The sequence below is a fragment of the Tepidimonas fonticaldi genome (assembly GCF_001675355.1).
Lineage (GTDB): Bacteria > Pseudomonadota > Gammaproteobacteria > Burkholderiales > Burkholderiaceae_C > Tepidimonas > Tepidimonas fonticaldi.
The window spans coordinates 1-22,049 of the sequence record NZ_LZDH01000056.1; the positions used below are offsets into that span (position 1 = coordinate 1).

The following is a 22,049-nucleotide window of genomic DNA, read 5'->3' on the forward strand; positions in this document are numbered from 1 at the left end:
CAGGGCCCAGCGTCACCGAGGCCGGGTCCACGCCAAAGCGCAACGGGCTGTTGACCGACACCACGAACGGCACCAAGCCGTCCTGCCGCGGCGGCGGGGGCGGCGGCGCATCGGCCTCTCGCCACTCGCGGTTGGGGTCGGTCAGCAGTTGTGCCTGGGCCCCGGCGGCCGCAACCCCTAGCAGCAGCGCAGCCAGCAGTAGCCGGCCGGCCGGGCGCGCCCGGTATCCGGTGGGGGCGAGGGCGGAGGGGGGGGGTGGGGCGGGGCGGGACACGCGCGCAGGGCTCCGGGTCAGGGGGATGGGGGACGGAGCGGCATGGCCCCTTCGGCCAGCGGGCCCGCATCGGGCGGGGCCGGCTGGGGGTCGAAGCTGCCCCCTGGGGGCAGCTCCAGGTGGGCGGGCATGGCCAGGTGCGCCGGCAGCGCTCGGGGGCGCCGGCCCGCTCCGGGCGCTTTCGGGGGGGCGGGCGAGCGGCCCCGGTTGTTGCCGCGCAGATAGCGGTTGCGGCTGTCTCGGCCGCTGCCGGCGTGGTCCAGGGGCGGCAGGTAGCGCGACAGCTCCTCCAGCGCACGCTGGTACACGTCGCGCTTGAACTCGATCACCAGATCGAGCGGCACCCAGTAGTCGTTCCAGCGCCAGGCGTCGAATTCGGGGTGATCCGTGGCGCGCAGGTTCAGGTTCCAGTCGCCGCTGACCAAGCGCAGCAGAAACCAGATCTGCTTTTGGCCCTTGTAGTGGCCGCGCGCGTCGCGGCGGATGTAGCGGTCCGGCACCTCGTAGCGCAACCAGTCCCGTGTGCGGGCGATGATCGCCACGTGTTCCGGGCGCAGACCGATCTCCTCGTGCAGCTCCCGGTACATCGCCTGTTCCGGGGTCTCGCCGCGGTCGATGCCGCCTTGCGGGAACTGCCAGGAGTGGGTGCGGATGCGCTTGCCCCAGAACACCTGGTTCTTCTGGTTGAGCAGGATGATGCCGACATTGGGCCTGAAGCCGTCTCTGTCAAGCATAATCGACCCCAATTTTCAAAAACTGTCTCGATTATGCATCGCAGGTCGGGATTTGTGTCGCCATGAAAGCCTCCCAGTTCTTCATCTCCACCCTCAAGGAAGCCCCGGCCGACGCCGAGGTCGTCAGCCACCGGCTCATGATGCGCGCCGGCATGATCAAAAAGCTCGGTGCCGGCATCTACACCTACATGCCCATGGGGCTGCGCGTCATCCAGAAGGTGGAGCGCATCGTGCGCGAGGAGATGAACCGCGCCGGCGCGGTGGAGCTGACCATGCCCATCATCCAGCCCGCCGAGCTGTGGCAGGAGACCGGGCGCTTCGACAAGATGGGGCCGGAGCTGCTGCGCATCCGCGACCGGCACGAGCGCGACTTCGTCGTGCAGCCCACCAGCGAAGAGGTGGTGACCGACATCGCCCGCCAGGAGCTGCGCAGCTACAAGCAGTTGCCGAAGAACTTCTACCAGATCCAGACCAAGTTCCGCGACGAGCGCCGGCCGCGCTTTGGCCTGATGCGCGGGCGCGAGTTCATCATGAAGGACGCCTACAGCTTCGACCGCGATGCCGAGAGCGCGCAGCGCAGCTACCAGATCATGGCGCAGGCGTACCGGCGCATCTTCGACCGCTTCGGGCTGCGCTACCGCGCGGTGGCGGCCGACAGCGGCGCCATCGGCGGCGACCTGAGCGAGGAGTTCCAGGTGATCGCGGCCACCGGCGAGGATGCCATCGTCTACTGCCCGACCAGCGACTACGCCGCCAACCTGGAAAAGGCCGAGGCGCTGCCGCCCGCGGGCCCGCGCCCGGCGCCCGCGCAGCCGATGGCCAAGACCCCGACGCCGGGCAAAAGCACCTGCGCGCAGGTGGCCGAGCTGCTCGGCGTGCCGCTGGCGCGCACCGTCAAGTCCATCGTGCTGGCCACCGACGAGGTCAACGAGCGCGACGAGATCGTTGCCACCCGGATCTGGCTGCTGCTGCTGCGCGGCGACCACGACATGAACGAGGTCAAGGTCGGCAAGCTGCCCGGGCTGGAGCTGGGATTCCGCTTCGCCACCGAGGCCGAGATCGTCGAGCACTTCGGCTGCCGCCCCGGCTACCTGGGGCCGGTCGGCACGCGCAAAGCCGTGACGGTGGTGGCCGACCGCGAGGTGGCGGTGATGGCCGACTGGATCTGCGGCGCCAACGAGGTCGATTTTCACCTGACCGGCGTCAACTGGGGGCGCGACCTGCCGGAGCCGGATCTGGTGGCCGACATCCGCAACGTCGTCGCCGGCGACCCGTCGCCGGACGGCAAAGGGGTGCTGGCGATCGAGCGCGGCATCGAGGTCGGGCACGTGTTCTACCTCGGCACCAAGTACAGCCGGGCGATGAACGCCACCTTCCTCGATGAGGATGGCAAGCCCAAGCCGTTCGAGATGGGCTGCTACGGCATTGGCATCACGCGCCTGCCGGCGGCGGCCATCGAGCAGAACCACGACGAGCGCGGCATCATCTGGCCGGACGCGATCGCGCCGTTCACAGTAGTGATCTGCCCGATCGGCATGGACCGCAGCCCCACCGTGCGCGAGGCCGCCGAGCGCCTGCACGACGAGCTGGCCGCGCTCGGCGTGGACGTGATGCTGGACGACCGCGGCGAGCGGCCCGGGGCCATGTTTGCCGACTGGGAGCTGATCGGCGTGCCGCACCGCGTCACCCTTGGCGAGCGCGGGCTCAAGGACGGTCTGGTCGAATACCAGCACCGGCGCGACACCGCGGCCACGCCCGTGCCGCTGGCCGACATCGTGGGGTGGTTGCGCGAGCGCATCACGGGGTGATCATGGACCTGGCCCGCGGGCCTGCGCTGGACCGGCGCCGCTGCCTGGGGCGCCTGGCAGGGTGGGCGGCGCCAGCGCTGGCCTGCGCGGTCGCCGGGCCGGCCTGGGCCGGGGCGCAGATCGAGGAGCCGCTGTCGGACGCCGTGCGCCATGCGCTGCGGGCGGCCGTCGAGCAGCTCGACCCGCCGGAGCCGGCGTTTTTGACGGCCGAGGAGCGGCTGGCCTACCTGCGCTGGTTGAGCCGGGCGAGCTGGCAGTTGCGTCGCCGCAAGCCGGAGCCGCAGGCACGCATCGATTTTTTGCAGACCGTCTGGTACGAGAGCAAACGCGCCGGCCTGGACACGGCGCTGGTGCTGGGGCTGATCGAAGTCGAAAGTGCCTTTCGCAAGTACGCCATCTCCCGCGCTGGGGCGCGGGGCTACATGCAGGTGATGCCGTTCTGGACCCGGGTCATCGGCGACGGGGATCCGGACAAGCTGTTCCACCTGCAGACCAACCTGCGCTACGGTTGCGTGATCCTGCGCCACTACCTGCAGCGCGAGCGCGGGGACCTGTTTTTGGCCCTGGGGCGCTACAACGGCAGCCGTGGCCGCTCGGCCTATCCGAACGCCGTGTTTGCCGCCGAGCGCCGCTGGCGTCTGGCGTGAGCCGCGGGGCGGCCTGCTAGTCGAACTTTGGGCGTGTTTTTGCCTCCTACGCGAGGCGAATGACCGGGCCTCGGCGGGGCCCAAGCCATGAGGAGTTCCCGATGCGTTGGCTGATCTGGGTGGGGTTTGCCTTGGTGATGTCGTTGTGGACGGTGGCGGTGTTCATCGGCACTCAGGTGCTGGGCTGGGCTGCTGGTCTGCTGTCGTCCGGGCAGGACGCGGCGGCCGTCCAGCAGGCGATGCAGGGGTTTGCATGGCCGGCCTGGCTGGCCCTGTGGATCGATCCAGCCTGGCTGCAGCAGTTGGGCGAGGCCGTCGCCCAGTCTTGGGCGTGGCTGACCACGGTGCTGCCTGTCTTGGCCACGCTGGCCGGCTGGCTGGTGCCGCTGGTCTGGATCCTCTGGGGCGTGGTCGGCGTGGGCATGCTGGCCGTGGCCATCGGCCTGCATTGGCTGAGCGGCCGCATCGATCGGGGCTGGGGCGGCAAGGCCGCGATGCTGAAGGGGTTTCATGGCCGTTGAGCTGGCGCGTGTGCTGCGGGAGGCTGCGGCCGAGCGGCGCATCGATCCTCAGGCCCCGGACTCGGGCACCGTGGCGGTGTCCATGAGCCTGCGCGAAGTGGTGGACCTGCATGGCCACGGCTCCGGGGCCGTGATGCTGATGGTGATGTCGTTGTTGTCGGTGTTGCCAGTGGCTGGCGCCGGTACGGTGCTCAGCTTTGGCCTGTGGATGTTGGCGTTGGCTTGGATGGCGGGGCGCGACGCCGTAGCGCTGCCGCGTCGGGTGGGTGCGGTCACTCTGCGCGGACGCTGGGTGGCCCACGGCCTGGAACTGCTGGCCATGACCTACGAGACCGCAGGCCGCTGGCTGCGGCCTCGCTGGCACGCCTTGGTGCATCCACGCCTGCGGCTGTGGTGGGGCCTGTGGATTGCCCTGATGGCGGGGATCATCTTTCTGCCGTTGCCGTTCGGCAACGTGCTGCCCAGCATGAGCCTGATCGCGCTCAGCCTGGGCTGGATGTTCCGCGATGGTCTGGCACTGCTGGTGTCGGGGGCGTTCGGGGCCGGGGCGATCCTCTACCTGATCACGCTGTGGCAGGTGGTCGAGCACCTGTTGCGTAGCTGGATCTGAGCGGGCCGACCCCACCCCCTCACTGCACAAAGCCGATTCGGGGCCGTCCGCCGGGGGCGGCGGGCAGATCGGTCGGCTTGAGGTGGTCGCGTCGATCCAGCCGGGCGTTGCCAAAGCCTGTCATCAGGGCGCGCCGCATCTCGCGCGGGGCCAGCCCCGCGAGCTGGTCCAGCACATCGTCGCCGGGCTCTTCGTCGAACAGCCGGCCCCAGTCGTGCGCGGCGCGCAGCCGCTGGTAGAGCTGGCGCGCAATGCCGCGGGCCTCGTCGCGTGTGGGCGGGGCGATCTCGAACACATTCATGCGGTTGAGGATGGGGTCCGGAATGGTCCGCTCGTCATTCGCGGTGGTGATCCAGATGACCTGGCTGGCATCGATGGGCACCTCGGCGAACTCGTCCACGAAGCGCTGCGCCGTCTGCGGCTCCAGCAGGCCGTAGAGGGCGCCCAGGGGGTCGTACTGCGCGTCGCTGGCTTTGTCGATTTCGTCCACCACCAGCACCGGGTTGGCGTAATTGCCTTCCACCAGGGCCTCGAACACCTTGCCGGGTTTGGCGCCTTTCCATTGCGACGACGAGCCCGACAGCAGCCAGCCGGCGGTCATCGAACTCATGGGCACCAGGGTCATGGTGGTGGCCAGCAGATCGGCGAGCTGCTGGGCGAAGTGGGTTTTGCCAACGCCCGGCGGCCCCAGCAGCAGCAAGGGGGTGATCTCCAGGCTGTCGCTGCTTTCCTGCGCCAGTGCGACGTGGCGCCGCACGTCGTCGAGCACGGCGCTGAAATTGGGCAGCTGTTCGTACAGCGGCTCCAGATCGGGCACGCCGGAGGGCTTGACCGCGAAGCGCTGCGGGCCGCGCTCCAGCATGCGCTCGTAGGTTTGGCACAACGCCGCCTGTTCGCGATCGTTGCCCTGGGCCTTCAGGCGCCGCAGGCGCTGCTCGACCTCCTCGGGGCTGAAGACGTCGCGCACCCGCGCGATCGGCAGGCCGCGGGTGGCGGGGATGGTGGGGACGGGGCTGGCTTCCATGGCACTCTCCTTCGACGACCAATCCTGCGGTCATTGAAGCATGGACCGTGCCAACGGCCCAACCCGGGCAATCCCGGATGGCGCATCCGCGCCGCCGGCGCGACCTTATGAGGTTGATGCCCCGAGGAGCTGTTGCAGCTCGCCGGACTCGTACATCTCCATCATGATGTCCGAGCCGCCGACGAACTCCCCGCGCACGTAAAGCTGCGGGATGGTCGGCCAGTTGCTGTATTCCTTGATGCCTTGGCGGATTTCGGGGTCCTCCAGCACATTGACCGTGACCAGGCGCTTGGGATCGACCCCGCAGGCCTTCAGGATTTGCACCGCGCGGCCGGAAAAGCCGCACATCGGAAAGCTCGCCGTGCCCTTCATGAACAGCACGAGGTCGTGGGATTTGACCAGTTGGTCGATGCGCTGCTGTACGTCGCTCATGGGTCCCTGCGAATGAGGTGATGGAAACCCTGGATTATCGCCAGTCCCTCGACCTGACGGGTGCCCGGTCGCCCATGCCCCCACCGGGGGCGGTATCACCCCGGCCAGCGGCCGCCGGTGCAGCGGCGGTGGCCGCCCAGGTCGCGCCGGTGATCGATGTCCCGCCAACCCCCCTGTTGCAGCAAGGCGGCAACCGCCTCGGCCTGGTCCCAGCCATGCTCCAGCAGCAGCCAGCCGCCGGGTTCCAGCCGCGCAGGGGCCCCAGCGACGATGGCACGCAGGTCGTCCAGCCCATCCGCCCCCCCGACCAAGGCGCCGATGGGCTCGTGCCGCAACGCGTCCAGGTGCGGGTCGTCGGCCCGCAGGTAGGGCGGGTTGGCAACGATCAGGTCGAAGCGCGCCGGCCACGGGGGGGCATCGGCCATGCCGGCGTCATCGGCCCCCCCCGGCCAGGGCCGCCAGTCCGACCACCAGCGTCCCTGCACCCAGCGCACCGGCAGCCCCAGCCGCCGCCCGTTGGCCGCGGCCACGGTCAGGGCGTCGGCGCTCTGGTCCAGGCCCCAGACGGCTGCGTCCGGCCGGGCGTGCTGGAGGGCCAGCGCGATGGCACCGCTGCCGGTGCCCAGGTCCACCACCCGCACGCCCGCGTGTGCGGGCAGCACCGCCAGCGCCCAGTCCACCAGGGTTTCGGTGTCGGGGCGGGGGTCCAGCACGCGTGCGTCCACCCGCAAGGTCAGGCCATAGAAGCCGCGCTCGCCGGTCAGGTACGCCAGGGGCTCCCCGTCGATTCTGCGCTGGCACAGGGCCGCGTAGCGCGCGGCGGCCTCGGGCGCCAACGGGGTGTCGTCGTGGGCCAGCAGCCAGGCCCGGTCCGCCAGCGGTCGCCCCAGCGCATGCAGGAGCAGCCACTGGGCGTCCAACCGGTCCATGCCCCGCGCCTGGGCCGCCCGCAGCGCGTCGCGCAGGGTGGACGGCGCATCCGCACCGCAGGCCGGTGGGGGGTGGGGGGGCGCATCCATGTCCGGTCGGTGGGTCAGGCGGCGCCGGTGGCCCGCGCTTCCAGCTCGGCCATCAGCTCCGCGCCGTGCGCCAGCTGCAGCCCGTGGATCAGATCGTCCAGATCCCCCTCGAGCACGGCGGGCAGCTTGTACAGGGTCAGGTTGATGCGGTGATCCGTGACCCGGCCCTGGGGAAAGTTGTAGGTGCGGATGCGGTCGCTGCGGTCGCCGCTGCCGATCAGGCCCTTGCGCGCGGCGGCCTCGCGGGCCTCGCGCTCGCGGCGTTCGCGCTCCTGCAGGCGCGCCAGCAGCACCTGCAGCGCACGGGCCTTGTTGCGGTGCTGGCTGCGGTCGTCCTGGCATTCGGCCACCAGGCCCGTGGGCAGGTGGGTGATGCGCACGGCCGAGTCGGTCTTGTTGACGTGCTGGCCGCCGGCACCGCTGGCGCGGAAGGTGTCGATGCGCAAGTCGGCGGGGTTGATCTGGACCGTCTGCGCTTCGTCCGGCTCGGGCAGCACGGCCACGGTGCAGGCGCTGGTGTGAATGCGCCCCTGCGACTCGGTGACCGGCACCCGCTGAACGCGGTGCCCGCCGGACTCGAAGCGCAGCCGCCCATACGCGCCCCGGCCGATGATGCGCAGCACGACCTCCTTGCTGCCGCCGAGCTCGCTCGGGGATTCGCTGATGACCTCGGCGCGCCAGCCCTGCCGCTCGGCGTCGCGGACGTACATGCGCGCGAGTTCGGCGGCAAACAGTGCGGCCTCCTCGCCGCCGGTGCCGGCGCGGATTTCGACGAAGGCATTGCGCTCGTCGTCGGGGTCGCGCGGCAGCAGCAGGGTCTGCAGTTGCGCGGCCAGGGTGTCGAGCTCGGTCTGCGCCGCGGCTTCCTCGTCCGCGGCCAGCGCGGCCAGGGCCGTGTCGCCGCTGAGCTGGGCCTCGGCCGCCAGCTGCCGGGCGCTGTCCCGATCGGCCTCGCGCTGCAGGTAGCGCCGATAGGGCTGGACGATGGCATCGGTCTCGGCGTGCTCGCGCGTCAGGGCGCGAAAGCGTTCCAGGTCGGTGGTCGCGTCCGGCGCCGCCAGTTGGGCGTCCAGCTCGTGCAGGCGCAGGCGCAGGCGCTCGAGCGTCTCGCGAACGAAGGGTTTCATGGGCGTGGGGCGGGCCCGTCCGCGGTACCGGAGCGTGCGGACGGTGCCTCCAGCCGTCCGCGCAGGAATAGGCGCGACACCACCTCGGCCGTGTGGCGGCGGCTCGCTTCGTCCCCGCTGTGCAGCTCGGCCAGCGCACCGTGCAGCATTTTTTGCGTCAGTCCGCGCGAGAGCGCCTCCAGCACGGTGTCCACATCCTCGCCACGGGCCAGCAGGCGCCGCGCGCGGGCGATTTCGGCCGTGCGCCAGGCGTCGGTCTGCGCCTGCAGATCGCGGATCAGCGCGACCACGCCCGCGTTCGGATCGCGCTGACGCAGCCAGTGCATGAAGCTCTGCACGCCGGCGTCGATGATGGCCTCGGCCTGGGCGACGGCGGCTTGGCGCTGGTCTTTGCCGGTCTGCACGACCGCGGCCAGGTCGTCCACGGTGTACAGGTACACATCGTCGAGGGCCTTGACCTCGGCCTCGATGTCCCGCGGGACGGCCAGATCGACCATGAACATGGGGCGGTGGCGGCGGCGCTTGAGCGCGCTTTCCACCATGCCCAGCCCGATCAGCGGCAGGGTGCTGGCGGTGCAGCTCACCACGGCGTCGAACTCGTGCAACCGCGCTGGCAGGTCGGACAGGCGCATCACCTCGGCCCCGAACCGGGCGGCCAGCTTTTCGCCGCGCTCCAGCGTGCGGTTGGCGATGACCATCGCGCGCGGCTGGCGCGCCGCGAAGTGGGTGGCGGCCAGCTCGATCATCTCGCCCGCGCCGACGAACAGGATGCGGATGTCGCGCAGGTCCTCGAACAACTGCCCGGCCAGCCGCACTGCCGCGGCCGCCATGCTGATGGAGTGGGCGCCGATCTCGGTGCTGCTGCGCACCTGTTTGGCGACCGCGAACGAGCGCTGGAACAACTGGTGCAGCGTGGTGCCGAGTGCGCCGGCCTCGTCCGCGACGCGCACCGCGTCCTTCAGCTGACCCAGGATCTGGGCCTCGCCCAGCACCATGCTGTCCAGCCCGCTGGCGACGCGAAAGGCGTGGCGTGCCGCCGCATCCTCGCGCAGCACATAGGCGTGCTGCATCAGCGTCTCGGGGGGCACGCCCGCGGCCTCGGCCAGCCAGTGCGCGGCGGGCTCGATCAGCGGCTCGTCGGCGGCGCAGTACAGCTCGGTGCGGTTGCAGGTGGACAGCAGGGCGGCTTCGGGCTGGCGCGCCACCGACGCGCGAAACCGCCGCAGCGCCTCGGGCACCTGGTCGAGGGCGAAGGCAAACCGCCCCCGCACATCGAGCGGGGCCGTTTGGTGGTTGATGCCGAGCGCCCAGACTGCCATGGTTGCGGATTATAAAATTTTGGGCTCCGTGGATGCCTTGGCCCTGCTTCTCCATTTGCTCAACCTCGTGGCGCCGGCCTGGGGCCTGGCGGCGCTGCTGGCGCCGGCGCTGGCCTGGCGGGGGGGCGCGCGCCCGCGCTGGCGCGCCGGGCTGGCGCATGGGGCATGGCTGGGGGTGTGGGGCTCGGCCGTGCTGATCGCGGGCCTGGTGCTGACCGGCCGGGACGGCCGCATGGCCACCTACGCCGCGCTGGTGGGCGTGATGGGCACGGTCGCGGCCTGGCGGGACGGGGCCGGACGCCGATGACCCCCACGGGTATCGGGGCGCCGACCCTGATGCCAGTGGTGCCGGGGTGCGCTGCGGTAACATCCGGTCCCCGTGTCGGCCGCCGCGCCTCCCCAGCGGGCCCCGCCGGCGCGCGGTCCGCCAGCCGCTACCGCCCATGAACGCTCCGACGCCCCTTCACGCCCTGCTCGACGCCGAGCCCGACGCCCCGCGCCTGCGCGAGATTCCGTACAACTACACCTCGTTTTCGGACCGGGAGATCGTCCTGCGGCTGCTGGGCGCGCGCGCCTGGGCGCTGCTGGAGCAATTGCGCCGCGAGCGCGCCACCGGCCGCTCCGCCCGCATGCTGTACGAGGTGTTGGGCGACATCTGGGTGGTGCAGCGCAACCCCTACCTGCAGGACGATCTGCTGGCCAACCCCAAGCGCCGCGCCGCGCTGATCGAGGCCCTCCACCACCGGCTGGGCGAGATCGAGAAGCGCCGCCGCCCGCAAGAGGACGCGCAGCGCGACGCCCTGGTCGGCGAACTGCTGGACCATGCGCGGCGCGCGGTGCAGGCCTTTGCCCAGGCGTTCGACGACATGGCGGCCCTGCGCCAGCGCGTCGTCAAGGTGCTGCGCCGCCACACCCACAAAGACAACATCAAGTTCGACGGCCTCAGCCGCGTCAGCCACGTCACCGACGCGACCGACTGGCGCGTGGAATACCCCTTCGTCGTCCTGACCCCCGACACCGAGGCCGAGATGGCCGGACTGGTCCAGGGCTGCATCGAGTTGGGCCTGACCATCGTCCCGCGCGGCGGCGGGACGGGCTACACCGGCGGTGCGGTGCCCCTGACGTGGAAGAGCGCGGTCATCAACACCGAGAAGCTGGAGTCGATGACCGAGGTCGAGCATGTGCGCCTGCCCGGCCTGGACCAGCCCGTGCCGACCATCTGGACCGAGGCCGGCGTCGTCACCCAGCGCGTGGCCGACGCCGCCGAGCGGGCCGGCTTCGTCTTCGCGGTGGATCCGACCTCGGCCGAGGCCTCGTGCATCGGCGGCAACATCGCGATGAACGCCGGGGGCAAGAAGGCGGTGCTGTGGGGCACGGCGCTGGACAACCTGGCGAGCTGGCGCATGGTCACCCCGGATGCCGAGTGGCTGGAGGTGCACCGCATCGGCCACAACCTGGGCAAGATCCACGACGCCGAGGTGGCCAGCTTCGAGCTGCGCTACTTTGCCGCCGACGGCAAGACGCCCCTGCGCACCGAGCGGCTGGACATCCCCGGCGCGCGCTTCCGCAAGGCCGGTCTGGGCAAGGACGTCACCGACAAATTTTTGAGCGGCCTGCCCGGCGTGCAGAAGGAGGGCTGCGACGGCATCATCACCAGCGCGCGCTGGGTGGTGCACCGCATGCCGGCGCACACGCGCACGGTGTGTCTGGAGTTCTTCGGCAACCCCAAGGACGCCGTGCCCTCGATCGTCGAGATCAAGGACTTCATGTTCGCCGAGCAAAAGCGCACGGGCACGCTGCTGGCGGGGCTGGAGCACCTGGACGACCGTTACCTGAAGGCGGTGGGCTACACCACCAAGAGCAAGCGCGGCACCCTGCCCAAGATGGTGCTGATCGGCGACATCGTGGGCGACGACCCGGACGCCGTGGCCCGCGCCGCCAGCGAAGTGGTGCGGCTGGCCAACGCCCGTGCGGGCGAGGGCTTCACCGCGGTCAGCCCCGAGGCGCGCAAAAAATTCTGGGCCGACCGCAAGCGCACCGCGGCGATCAGCCGGCACACCAACGCCTTCAAGATCAACGAAGACGTCGTGATCCCGCTGGAGCGCATGGGCGAGTACACGCTGGGCATCGAGCGCATCAACATCGAGCTGAGCCTGCGCAACAAGATCCGCCTGTGCGACGAGCTGGAGGCCTTTTTCGCCCGGGGGTCGCTGCCGCTGGGCAAGGCCGAAGACCCCAACGATGCGCCGAGCCCCGAGTGGCTGGCCGAGCGCACCGAGCAGGCGCTCGCCCTGATCCGGGATGTGCGCAGCCAGTGGCAGGCGTGGTGCGACGGCCTGGACACGGTGCCGGCCGACGGCGGGCGCACGGTCTTCGAGCAGTTGCAGGACCACACCTGGCGCGCGAGCTGGAAGACGCAGATCCGCCAGCCGCTGCGCGACCTGTTCACCGGGGCCGTGTTCGCGCCGCTGCTGGCCGAGTGCGAGGCCATCCATCGCCGCGTGCTCAAAGGCCGGGTCTGGGTGGCGCTGCACATGCACGCCGGCGACGGCAATGTGCACACCAACATCCCGGTCAACAGCGACGACTATGCGATGCTGCAGACCGCGCACGAGGCGGTGGGCCGCATCATGGCCCTCGCGCGCAGCCTGGACGGGGTGATCTCGGGCGAGCACGGTATCGGCATCACCAAGCTGGAGTACCTCAGCGACGACGAAATCGCCCCCTTTGCCGACTACAAGCGCCGCGTGGACCCGCAGGGGCGCTTCAACCGCGGCAAGCTGTTGCGCGACGCCGCGGCGCTCGGCCCCGACGTGCACGCCGCCGACCTCAGCCAGGCCTACACCCCCAGCTTCGGCCTCATGGGCTACGAGTCGCTCATCATGCAGCAGAGCGACATCGGCGCCATCGCCGACAGCATCAAGGACTGCCTGCGCTGCGGCAAGTGCAAGCCGGTGTGCTCCACCCATGTGCCGCGCGCCAATCTGCTGTACAGCCCGCGCAACAAAATCCTGGCCACCAGCCTGCTGATCGAGGCCTTTCTGTACGAGGAGCAGACGCGCCGCGGCGTGTCCATCCAGCACTGGGAGGAGTTCGAGGACGTGGCCGACCACTGCACGGTCTGCCACAAGTGCGAGAGCCCCTGCCCGGTCAAGATCGACTTCGGCGACGTGTCGATGGCCATGCGCAACCTGCTGCGCAAGATGGGGCAGAAATCCTTCCGCCCGGGCAATGCGCTGGCGATGGCCTTCCTCAACGCCACCCGCCCCGAGACCATCAAGCTGATGCGCTCGGCCATGGTGGACGTGGGCTACAAGGCGCAGCGGCTGGCCCATGACGCCCTCAAGGGGCTGGCACGCCGGCAGACCGGCGCGCCCCCGGCCACCGTCGGCGCGGCGCCGGTCAAGGAGCAGGTCATCCACTTCATCAACAAGAAGATGCCCGGCAACCTGCCCAAGAAGACCGCGCGCGCGCTGCTGGACATCGAGGACAAGGCCTATGTGCCGATCATCCGCGACCCGCAGCGCACCAGCGCCGACGCCGAGGCGGTGTTCTACTTCCCCGGCTGCGGCTCGGAGCGGCTGTTCAGCCAAGTGGGCCTGGCCACGCAGGCCATGCTGTGGCACGTCGGCGTGCAGACCGTGCTGCCGCCGGGCTACCTCTGCTGCGGCTATCCGCAGCGCGGCAGCGGCCAGTTCGACAAGGCCGAGCAGATCATCACCGACAACCGCGTGCTGTTCCACCGCGTGGCCAACACGCTCAATTACCTCGACATCAAGACCGTGGTGGTGAGCTGCGGCACCTGCTACGACCAGTTGCAGGGCTACGAGTTCGACAAGATCTTCCCCGGCTGCCGCATCATCGACATCCACGAATACCTGCTGGAAAAGGGCGTCAAGCTCCAAGGCAAAGAGGCCTACCTCTACCACGACCCCTGCCACAGCCCGATGAAGTTGCAGGAGCCGCTCAAGACCGTCAAGGCGCTGGTGGGCGAGACGGTGGTGGCCAGCGACCGCTGCTGCGGCGAGTCCGGCACGCTCGCGGTGACGCGGCCCGACGTCTCGACCCAGGTGCGCTTCCGCAAGGAGCAGGAGCTGCGCAAGAACGAGCGCCAGCTGGCCGAATTGGCGCAGCGCACCGGGGCACAGGCCACGCCGGGCCGCACCAAGATCCTGACCTCCTGCCCGAGCTGTCTGCAGGGCCTGAGCCGCTACGGCGAAGACCTGAGCAACGGTTTGCTGGAGGCCGACTACATCGTCGTCGAGATTGCGCGCCAGATGCTGGGCGAAAACTGGCTGCCCGATTACGTGGCGCGCGCCAACGCCGGCGGCATCGAGCGGGTGCTGGTGTGACCGATTGCGCGCTGTGCCGAGACGACGGCGGCCTGCTGCTGTGGCGCGGCGAGGGCTGGCGCGTGGTGCGCGCGCTCGGCGCCGAGGTGGCCGCCGCGCCGGCGTGGTACCGCGTCATCGCCGCGGCGCACGTGGCCGAGTGGAGCGACCTGCCGCCGGCCGGGCAGGCGCGCGCGATGACGCTTGTGACGGCGGTGGAGCGCGCGCTGCGCGCCACGCTCGCGCCCACCAAGGTCAACCTGGCCAGCCTCGGCAACGTGGTGCCGCACCTGCACTGGCACGTGATCGCGCGCTTCGACTGGGACAGCCGCTTTCCGGCGCCGGTGTGGGTGCCGGCGCAGCGCGGTGACGACGCGCTGAGGCTCGCGGCGCTGCGCGAGCGGCTGCCGGCCTGCGACGCCGCCGTCGTGCAGGCATTGGATGCGCTGTCGATCACCCCCGTTCAGGAGAATCCGCGATGACCTCTGCGCCCCATCCCCACCCCACCGAGCTGACCGTGCACGGCGCCTCGCGCGTGCTGGAGATCGCTTTCGACGACGGTGCGCGCTTCCGCATCCCGTTCGAGCTGATGCGCGTCTATTCGCCCTCGGCCGAGGTGCAAGGGCACGGCCCCGGTCAGGCGGTGCTGCAGACCGGCAAGCGCCACGTCGAGATCGTCGCGCTGGAGCCGGTGGGCCACTATGCCGTGCAGCCGACCTTCTCCGACGGGCACGACAGCGGCATCTACACCTGGGAGTATCTGTACTTCCTGGGCAGCCGGCAGGCCGAGCTGTGGGTGGATTACGAACGCCGCCTGGCCGAAGCCGGTGTGGACCGCGACGCGCCAATGCCCGACCCGGCCGCGGCCGGGTGTGGCCGCCACTGAACGGTGCCGCCGCCCCAGCGTCTTTGGCGTACCATGGCGCCATGACGCAGACGCATTTTGGCTTCGAGACCGTCGACGAGCGCGAGAAGGCGCGGCGCGTGCGCGCCGTGTTCGATTCGGTGGCGCCGCGCTACGACTTGATGAACGACCTCATGTCCGCCGGCCTGCACCGCTGGTGGAAGGCCTATGCGGTCATGGTGGCCAATCCGCAGCCCGGGCAGCGCGTGCTGGACATCGCGGGCGGCACGGGCGATCTGGGGCTGGCGATCGCCCCGCGGGTGCGGCCCGGCGGGACGGTCGTGCACACCGACATCAATGCCGCCATGTTGCGCGAGGGCCGCGATCGGCTGTTCGACCACGGCATCGTGTTACCCACGGTGGTGTGCGACGCGGAGCAGCTGCCCTTCCCGGACGGGCATTTCGACCTCGTGACCGTGGCGTTCGGCTTGCGCAACATGACGCACAAGGAACTTGCGCTGCGCGAAATGAATCGAGTGCTCAAGGTCGGCGGCAAGCTGCTGGTGCTCGAGTTCTCCAAGGTCGCGCCCCCGCTGCGCAAAGCCTACGACTGGTACAGCTTCCACGTGCTGCCGCGACTGGGGCGCTGGGTGGCGAACGACGAGGCCAGCTACCGCTATCTGGCCGAGTCGATCCGCATGCACCCCGATCAGGAGACGCTGCGGGCCATGGTGCGCGAAGCGGGCTTCGGCCACGTCGACGTGCACAACCTGACCGGTGGCGTCGTCGCCTTGCATGTGGGACTGAAGACCTGAAACCTGCCCCGGCGCCGGGGCTGTACGGAGACATCGACGTGAACACGAAAATCGGGACCTGGCTGCTCGTGGCGGTGATGACGCTGTCGTCGGCCGAGGTGTGGGCCAAGCGGCTGGGGGGCGGTGGCTCGATGGGCAAGCAATCCAGCAACGTGGTGCAGCGCAACAGCGCGCCGCCGCAGCAAGCCCCCGCTCCGTCACCGTCGCAGGCCCAGCCCGCGCCCGCTGCGCCCGCCGGGGCCGCGGCCGGGGCGGCGGCCAAGCCGCAGCGCCCCTGGGGCGCGATGCTGGGGGGATTGGCGGCGGGGCTGGGCCTCGCGTGGCTGGCGTCGGCGCTGGGCTTTGGCGAAGCGTTCGCGCAGTTCCTGCTGGTCCTGCTGCTCGCCGTCGCGGTGCTGGCGGTCATCGCCTGGATGCGGCGCGGCCGCGCGGGCTCGGCCACTCGCTCGCCCTTGGCGGTTCAGGGGGCGGGCACCGCCACCTCGCCGGTGACGCCGCGCAGCTACCAGCCGGGCAATGTGGGCAACGACGCCTCGGCCCGCCCGTGGGAGCGCACCCAGTTCAGCGGGGTCGATGCGGGCGCCTCCGGCACCGCCGGGGCCTCGGGCAGCCTGATCGGCAGCGCCCTCGGCAGCCACGCGGCCCTGTCGGGCTCCCAGTCCTGGGGCATTCCGGCCGACTTCGACACCGAGGGCTTTTTGCGGGCGTCCAAGGACAACTTCGTGCGCCTGCAGGCGGCCTGGGACCGCGGCGACATCCCCGCCCTGCGCGCGCTCATGACCGATGAGATGCTGGCGCAGATCGAGGCGCAGCTTGCCGAGCGCGAAGCGGCTCAGTCCGGTGTGCCCAACGTCACCGAGGTCGTGTCGCTGGACGCGCAGCTGCTCGGTATCGAGGACCTGGGTCGGGAGTACATGGCCAGCGTCGAGTTCTCCGGTCTGATCCGCGAGAACCCGGCGGAGGGGCCGGCGCCGTTCCGTGAGGTGTGGAACATCACCCGGCCCAAGGAAGGGCGCGGCGGCTGGCTGGTCGCGGGTGTGCAAGCCTTGCAGTGACGCGGCGGCGCGACCGCGTGCCGATCCGGCAGAATCGGGGGCATGACTGAGCCCCCGATTTTTTTTCGGCCCCGGCCCGGCACGGGCCCGTGGCGGCTGCCGACGCCGCCGGCCTGGCTGCTCGACGAGGCCCGCAACCGCATCGTGCTGCTCCTCAACCATGTGCTGCAGCAGGAGCCCGAGGCCATGCACCGCCTGCGCCGTCAGGCCGGCAAGTGGGTGCGGGTGCGCTGGGGCCGGGGGGGGCCGGCCGCGGGTGCGGGGGACATGGGGCTGGTCGTGCGCATTTCGCCGGCCGGTCTGCTGGAGAGCGCGGCCGACGAGGTCCGCGCCGATCTGGTGCTCGCGATCGACGAGCCGTCCCCGCTGACCTTGGCCGGCAAGCTGGCGCGGGGCGACAAGCCCGCGGTGGCCATCGAGGGGGATGTGCAACTGGCCGCCGACGTGGCGTGGCTGGTGGACAACGTGCGCTGGGATGTGGAGGAGGACCTCGCCCGGCTGATGGGCGACGCCATGGCCCACACCCTGGTGCAGACGGCCCGCACGGCAGCCTCGGCCCTGCGCGCCTGGGTCGTCCCCGCCGCGCAGGCCGCCCGGGAGCGGGCCGCAGCGCTGCGCGAGCGTGTCGCGCCCCGGCGCGCGCCGGACGACAGCGGCGGGACGGCGCCATGAGGCGGTGGCTGCGCGGCTGGTTCATCGTCTGGGTCGCTCTGCGCTACGGCCTCGACGAACTCGTCCTGTCGGGCTTTCGGCACCCGGTGCTGGCGTCGCTGCGCTGGCTGGTCACGGTCGGGCGCAACCTGTCGGCCCCGCGCGGGCAGCGCCTGCGCGAGGCGCTGGAGCGGCTGGGGCCGATATTCGTGAAGTTCGGGCAGGTGCTTTCCACCCGCCGCGATCTGCTGCCCCCGGACATTGCGGACGAGCTGGCGCGGCTGCAGGACCGCGTGCCGCCCTTTCCGACCGAGGTGGCCATCGCGACCATCGAGCGGGCCTTCGGCCGACCGCTGGATGCGGTGTTCGCCACCTTCGAGCGCGAGCCGGTGGCCAGCGCCTCGATCGCGCAGGTGCACTTTGCCACGCTGCGCGACGGGCGCGAGGTGGCGGTCAAGGTGCTGCGCCCCAACATGCTGCCGGTCATCGAGAAAGACCTGGCGCTCATGCGCACCATGGCGGGGTGGCTGGAGCGCCTGTCGCACGACGGCCGACGCCTCAAGCCGCGCGAGGTGGTGGCGGAGTTCGACAAATACCTGCACGACGAGCTCGACCTCGTGCGGGAGGCGTCCAACGCCGCGCAACTGCGCCGCAACATGGCCGGCTTGAACCTGGTGCTGATCCCCGAGATGTACTGGGACCACTGCCGCAGCGACGTGCTGGTCATGGAGCGCATGCGCGGCGTACCCATCAGCCAGGTGCAGCGTTTGCGCGAGGCCGGCGTGGACATCCGCCAGCTCGCGCGCGACGGCGTGACGATTTTTTTCACCCAGGTTTTTCGCGACGGCTTTTTCCATGCCGACATGCACCCGGGCAACATCCAGGTGTCCCTCGAGCCCGAGACCTTTGGGCGCTACATCTCGCTGGATTTTGGCATCGTCGGCACGCTCACGCAGTTCGACAAGGAGTACCTGGCGCAGAACTTCACGGCCTTCTTCCGGCGCGACTACAAGCGCGTGGCCGAGCTGCACATCGAGTCGGGGTGGGTGCCGGCCGGCACGCGCGTCGATGAGCTCGAAGCGGCCATCCGGGCCGTGTGCGAGCCCTACTTCGACCGGCCGCTCAAGGACATCTCGCTCGGGCTGGTGCTCATGCGGCTGTTCCAGACCTCGCGCCGCTTCAATGTCGAGATCCAGCCACAGCTCGTCCTGCTGCAAAAGACGCTGCTCAACATCGAAGGGCTGGGGCGCGAGCTCGACCCGGACCTGGACCTCTGGAGCACGGCCAAGCCGTTCCTGGAGCGGTGGATGCTGGAGCAGGTGGGCCCGAAAAAATTCTGGAGCCAGCTCAAGGCCGAGGCGCCGCACTACGCCAAGCTGGTGCCGGAGCTGCCGCGCCTGCTGCACGACTATTTGCGCCAGCGGCCGACCGACCTGCGCAGCGAGATCGACCGCCTGGTGCAGGAGCAGCGCCGCACGCAGCGGCTGCTGATGATGGTGATCTATGTGCTGTTCGGCTTCGTTGCGGGCTTGATGGCGATGCAGTGGTGGCTGCGCATGCGCCTGTGGTGAGCGCCGCCCCTTGAAGGTCCGGCACGCATCCCCCACCTATAATGGGAAGTTTTTCCGGATTCGTGTCCCAACTTCGACTTCCTTGCAGGTGCAGCCATGCCCATCTACGCGTACAAGTGCGAGTCCTGTGGCCACGCCAAGGACGTGTTGCAAAAGGTGTCTGACGAGCCGCTGAGCGTGTGCCCGGCGTGCGGCGCGGCGACGTTTCGCAAGCAGTTGACGGCCGCCGGCTTCCAGCTCAAGGGGACCGGCTGGTATGTGACCGATTTCCGCAACGGCGGCGGGTCGGCATCGTCCGCGTCCACCGGCGCGGCCGCCGCCACGGCCACCGGCGGGGCCAGCGCGGCCGCGGCGACCGACGGCGCCGCGGGCTCCACCCCGTGCGGGGCGGCCTGTGCCTGTCATTGACCGGGCGCGTGTGGTCGGCGCCCTGCGGCGATGGTTGCTCGCGGGGCTGCTCGTGCTCGTCCCCCTGATCGTCACCCTGTGGGTGCTCGACTGGGTGGTCTCGACGCTGGACCAGACGCTCGACATCCTGCCGGCTGCGTGGCAGCCGGAGCGCTGGCTCGGCATGCGCGTGCCGGGCATGGGGGTGCTGCTGGCGCTGGCCATCGTGCTCGGGATCGGGGCGCTCGCGTCCAACTATGTCGGCAACCAGTTGGTGGCCTGGTGGCATGCGCTGTTGCAGCGCATCCCGGTGGTGCGCTCGATCTACTCCGGGGTCAAGCAGGTCTCGGACACGCTGCTGTCCGAAAAGGGCAACGCCTTCCGTCAGGCCCTGCTGGTGCAATGGCCGCGCGAGGGCATGTGGACCATCGCCTTTCTGACCGGGGCGCCCGGCGGCGACGTCGCGCGCCACCTGCCGCCCCAGGACTACCTCAGCGTCTATGTGCCCACCACGCCCAACCCCACGGGCGGCTACTTCGTGATGGTGCACCGCCGTGACGTCGTGCCGCTGGCCATGACGGTGGACGAGGCGCTGACCTACGTCATTTCCATGGGCGTCATCGTGCCCGGCGGCCGCAAGGGCCCGCTGCCCCCGTCGGCGGCTGCGGCGCCCGGGTCGGCCTGAGTCCCGTTCGATTCCTCTCCCTTCCAAGGTTTTTTCCATGCACATGCGCACCACCTACTGCGGTCTGGTGACCGAGGCCCTGATGGGGCAAACCGTGACCCTGTGCGGCTGGGTCAACCGGCGCCGCGACCATGGCGGCGTGATCTTCGTCGATCTGCGCGATCGCGAGGGCACCGTGCAGGTGGTCTGCGACCCGGACCGCCCGGAGATGTTTGCCACCGCCGAAGGGCTGCGCAACGAGTTTTGCGTCCAGGTCAAAGGCGTGGTGCGCGCGCGCCCGGAGGGCACCGTCAACGAGTCGATTCGCAGCGGCCGCATCGAGGTGCTGTGCCACGAGATCACGGTACTCAACCCGAGCGTGACGCCGCCGTTCCAGCTCGACGACGAGCACCTGTCCGAGACCACGCGCCTGACTCACCGCGTGCTGGACCTGCGCCGCCCGTACATGCAGCGCAACCTGATGCTGCGCTACCGCGTGGCGATGGAGGTGCGCAAGTTCCTGGACGCCAACGGCTTCATCGACATCGAGACGCCGATGCTGACCAAGAGCACGCCGGAGGGCGCGCGCGATTACCTGGTGCCCAGCCGCGTGCACGACGGCATGTTCTTTGCCCTGCCGCAATCGCCCCAGTTGTTCAAGCAGTTGTTGATGGTGGCGGGCTACGACCGTTACTACCAGATCACCAAGTGCTTCCGCGACGAGGACCTGCGCGCCGACCGCCAGCCGGAGTTCACGCAGATCGACATCGAGACCTCGTTCCTGACCGAGCAGGAGATCCGCGACCTGTTCCAGGGCATGATCAAGACGGTGTTCGCCAACACCATCGGCGTGGATCTGGGCGAATTTCCGGTCATGCCGTATGCCGAGGCGATGGCGCGCTACGGCTCGGACAAGCCCGACCTGCGCGTCAAGATGGAGTTCACCGAGCTGACCGACGTCATGAAGGACGTCGAGTTCAAGGTGTTCTCCGGGCCGGCCAATCAGCCGGGCGGGCGCGTCGTTGCCCTGCGCGTGCCGGGCGGTGCTGAAATGAGCCGCTCCGAGATCGACGCCTACACCGAGTTCGTCAAGATCTACGGCGCCAAGGGGCTGGCGTGGATCAAGGTCAACGACCTGGCCGCCGGCCGCGACGGCCTGCAGTCGCCGATCGTCAAGAACCTGCACGACGCCGCCCTGCAGGCCATCCTGCAGCGCAGCGGGGCGCAAAACGGCGACCTGCTGTTCTTCGGCGCCGACAAGGCCAAGATCGTCAACGACGCCATCGGCGCGCTGCGCGTCAAGATCGGCCACAGCGAATTCGGCCGCAAGAACGGCCTGTTCGAGGACCGCTGGGCGCCGCTGTGGGTGGTGGACTTCCCGATGTTCGAGTACGACGAGGACGAGGGCCGCTGGGTGGCGGTGCACCATCCCTTCACCGCGCCCAAAGACGGCCATGAGGACCTGATGGACACCGACCCCGGCGCGTGCCTGGCCAAGGCCTACGACATGGTGCTCAACGGCTGGGAGCTGGGCGGCGGCTCGGTGCGCATCCACCGCGCCGACGTGCAGAGCAAGGTGTTTGCCGCACTGAAAATCGGCCCGGAGGAGGCGCGCGCCAAATTCGGCTTCCTGCTCGACGCGCTGCAGTACGGCGCGCCGCCGCACGGCGGGCTGGCCTTCGGCCTGGACCGTCTGATCACGCTGATGACCGGCGCCGAGTCGATCCGCGACGTCATCGCCTTCCCGAAAACGCAGCGCGCGCAGTGCCTGCTGACGCACGCCCCGAGCCCGGTGGACGAGAAGCAGTTGCGCGAACTGCACATCCGCCTGCGCAACCCGCAGCCGGCGTGATACAGTGGAAACAATTGTTACCACAGGAGCCCTCTCATGACCGACAACACGCTGCAACCCAAGGACAAGCTCGTCGCCGACCTGAAGGTGGTCGTGGCGGATGCAGAGGAACTGCTGGCGGCCACCGCCCATTCCACGGGGGAGAAGGTGGCCGAACTGCGCGAGCGCCTGCAGGACAACCTGCGCTCGGCGCGGCACCGTCTGGCGGATGCCGAAGCGGCTCTGCGCGAGCGCACGCGCGAAGTGGCCAAAGCCACCGACCACTATGTGCATGAGCACCCCTGGAAGGCCATCGGCGTGGCCGCCGGCATCGGCCTGCTGGTGGGGATGCTGATCGGCCGCCGCTGATTCGCCGCGCCGGGGC

The 22,049-nt window shown here is 70.1% G+C and carries 23 protein-coding genes; 16 read left to right on the forward strand and 7 right to left on the reverse strand.

All coding sequences use genetic code 11. From position 1 onward, the window contains the following. Together A9O67_RS05770 and A9O67_RS05775 are read right to left on the reverse strand one after the other, a co-directional pair. The coding region (locus A9O67_RS05770; protein ID WP_331711356.1) for a CNP1-like family protein at positions 1–274 on the reverse strand (274 nt) is incomplete at its 3' end. A gap of 17 nt (positions 275–291) precedes the next feature. Further along, entirely contained in the window at positions 292–1,008 is a 717-nt protein-coding gene (locus A9O67_RS05775; protein WP_068608349.1) for an RNA pyrophosphohydrolase, read from the reverse strand. A 62-nt stretch (positions 1,009–1,070) separates the two neighbouring features. On the opposite strand from A9O67_RS05775, the gene A9O67_RS05780 reads away from it, so the two are divergent. The 4 genes from A9O67_RS05780 (at position 1,071) to A9O67_RS05795 (ending at position 4,594) form a co-directional block, all read left to right on the forward strand. Continuing rightward, the gene (locus A9O67_RS05780; protein ID WP_068608351.1) at positions 1,071–2,816 is read left to right on the forward strand and encodes a proline--tRNA ligase; all 1,746 of its coding nucleotides are present in this window, start codon (positions 1,071–1,073) and stop codon (positions 2,814–2,816) included. A gap of 2 nt (positions 2,817–2,818) precedes the next feature. Beyond that, positions 2,819–3,463 carry a lytic transglycosylase domain-containing protein gene (locus A9O67_RS05785; RefSeq protein ID WP_082955402.1) on the forward strand — a complete coding sequence of 215 codons (645 nt, stop codon included), beginning with the start codon at positions 2,819–2,821 and terminating at the stop codon, positions 3,461–3,463. Between the two features lie 101 nt (positions 3,464–3,564). Beyond that, a complete protein-coding gene (locus A9O67_RS05790; protein ID WP_068608353.1) occupies positions 3,565–3,984 on the forward strand; it encodes a DUF4349 domain-containing protein in 420 nt (139 codons plus the stop codon). Next, a complete protein-coding gene (locus A9O67_RS05795; protein WP_068608356.1) occupies positions 3,974–4,594 on the forward strand; it encodes an exopolysaccharide biosynthesis protein in 621 nt (206 codons plus the stop codon). The genes A9O67_RS05790 and A9O67_RS05795 overlap by 11 nt, the downstream gene beginning before the upstream one ends. A gap of 19 nt (positions 4,595–4,613) precedes the next feature. Here the strand turns inward: A9O67_RS05795 and A9O67_RS05800 are convergent, their stop codons facing one another. From A9O67_RS05800 to hemA, 5 genes are all read right to left on the reverse strand, one after another. After that, a complete protein-coding gene (locus A9O67_RS05800) occupies positions 4,614–5,618 on the reverse strand; it encodes an AAA family ATPase (RefSeq protein ID WP_068608358.1) in 1,005 nt (334 codons plus the stop codon). A 105-nt stretch (positions 5,619–5,723) separates the two neighbouring features. Next, positions 5,724–6,050 carry a Grx4 family monothiol glutaredoxin gene (gene grxD / locus A9O67_RS05805; protein WP_068608359.1) on the reverse strand — a complete coding sequence of 109 codons (327 nt, stop codon included), beginning with the start codon at positions 6,048–6,050 and terminating at the stop codon, positions 5,724–5,726. A gap of 95 nt (positions 6,051–6,145) precedes the next feature. Further along, complete coding sequence (gene prmC / locus A9O67_RS05810; protein WP_068608361.1) at positions 6,146–7,069, reverse strand: peptide chain release factor N(5)-glutamine methyltransferase; 924 nt, start codon at positions 7,067–7,069, stop codon at positions 6,146–6,148. 14 nt (positions 7,070–7,083) lie between these two features. After that, positions 7,084–8,196: a peptide chain release factor 1 gene (gene prfA / locus A9O67_RS05815; RefSeq protein WP_068608363.1), complete on the reverse strand. Its 1,113-nt coding sequence runs from the start codon at positions 8,194–8,196 to the stop codon at positions 7,084–7,086. Next, complete coding sequence (gene hemA, locus A9O67_RS05820; RefSeq protein ID WP_068608365.1) at positions 8,193–9,515, reverse strand: glutamyl-tRNA reductase; 1,323 nt, start codon at positions 9,513–9,515, stop codon at positions 8,193–8,195. Before hemA ends, prfA begins: the two co-directional genes overlap by 4 nt. A gap of 28 nt (positions 9,516–9,543) precedes the next feature. Here hemA and A9O67_RS05825 point away from each other — a divergent pair, with 28 nt between their 5' ends. The 12 genes from A9O67_RS05825 to A9O67_RS05880 all read left to right on the forward strand — a co-directional run bounded on the left by A9O67_RS05825 (position 9,544) and on the right by A9O67_RS05880 (position 22,033). Beyond that, on the forward strand, positions 9,544–9,822 hold the full coding sequence (locus A9O67_RS05825) for a hypothetical protein (RefSeq protein WP_068609780.1): 279 nt from the start codon (positions 9,544–9,546) through the stop codon (positions 9,820–9,822). Positions 9,823–9,958: 136 nt separating this feature from the next. Further along, the gene (locus A9O67_RS05830; RefSeq protein WP_068608366.1) at positions 9,959–13,867 is read left to right on the forward strand and encodes a DUF3683 domain-containing protein; all 3,909 of its coding nucleotides are present in this window, start codon (positions 9,959–9,961) and stop codon (positions 13,865–13,867) included. After that, positions 13,864–14,328: an HIT family protein gene (locus tag A9O67_RS05835; RefSeq protein WP_068608368.1), complete on the forward strand. Its 465-nt coding sequence runs from the start codon at positions 13,864–13,866 to the stop codon at positions 14,326–14,328. The genes A9O67_RS05830 and A9O67_RS05835 overlap by 4 nt, the downstream gene beginning before the upstream one ends. Continuing rightward, positions 14,325–14,732: a gamma-butyrobetaine hydroxylase-like domain-containing protein gene (locus tag A9O67_RS05840; RefSeq protein ID WP_068608370.1), complete on the forward strand. Its 408-nt coding sequence runs from the start codon at positions 14,325–14,327 to the stop codon at positions 14,730–14,732. Before A9O67_RS05835 ends, A9O67_RS05840 begins: the two co-directional genes overlap by 4 nt. Before the next feature lie 41 nt (positions 14,733–14,773). Further along, positions 14,774–15,505, forward strand: a complete 732-nt coding sequence (gene ubiE, locus A9O67_RS05845; RefSeq protein WP_068608372.1) for a bifunctional demethylmenaquinone methyltransferase/2-methoxy-6-polyprenyl-1,4-benzoquinol methylase UbiE — start codon at positions 14,774–14,776, stop codon at positions 15,503–15,505. Positions 15,506–15,582: 77 nt separating this feature from the next. Further along, positions 15,583–16,560, forward strand: coding sequence for a Tim44 domain-containing protein (locus A9O67_RS05850; RefSeq protein ID WP_068609782.1), 978 nt, complete (start codon positions 15,583–15,585; stop codon positions 16,558–16,560). A gap of 42 nt (positions 16,561–16,602) precedes the next feature. Next, positions 16,603–17,232, forward strand: coding sequence for a ubiquinone biosynthesis accessory factor UbiJ (locus A9O67_RS05855; RefSeq protein ID WP_068608374.1), 630 nt, complete (start codon positions 16,603–16,605; stop codon positions 17,230–17,232). Then, positions 17,229–18,782 carry a ubiquinone biosynthesis regulatory protein kinase UbiB gene (gene ubiB / locus A9O67_RS05860; protein WP_068608376.1) on the forward strand — a complete coding sequence of 518 codons (1,554 nt, stop codon included), beginning with the start codon at positions 17,229–17,231 and terminating at the stop codon, positions 18,780–18,782. Before A9O67_RS05855 ends, ubiB begins: the two co-directional genes overlap by 4 nt. A gap of 96 nt (positions 18,783–18,878) precedes the next feature. Further along, a complete protein-coding gene (locus A9O67_RS05865) occupies positions 18,879–19,190 on the forward strand; it encodes an FmdB family zinc ribbon protein (RefSeq protein ID WP_068608378.1) in 312 nt (103 codons plus the stop codon). Continuing rightward, positions 19,177–19,854, forward strand: a complete 678-nt coding sequence (locus A9O67_RS05870; RefSeq protein ID WP_231960242.1) for a DUF502 domain-containing protein — start codon at positions 19,177–19,179, stop codon at positions 19,852–19,854. Before A9O67_RS05865 ends, A9O67_RS05870 begins: the two co-directional genes overlap by 14 nt. Positions 19,855–19,891: 37 nt before the next feature. Next, positions 19,892–21,685 (forward strand): aspartate--tRNA ligase, encoded by a 1,794-nt coding sequence (gene aspS / locus A9O67_RS05875; RefSeq protein ID WP_068608382.1) that lies wholly within the window; start codon positions 19,892–19,894, stop codon positions 21,683–21,685. Positions 21,686–21,721: 36 nt separating this feature from the next. Continuing rightward, positions 21,722–22,033 (forward strand): DUF883 family protein, encoded by a 312-nt coding sequence (locus A9O67_RS05880; protein ID WP_068608384.1) that lies wholly within the window; start codon positions 21,722–21,724, stop codon positions 22,031–22,033. Positions 22,034–22,049 lie beyond the last annotated feature (16 nt).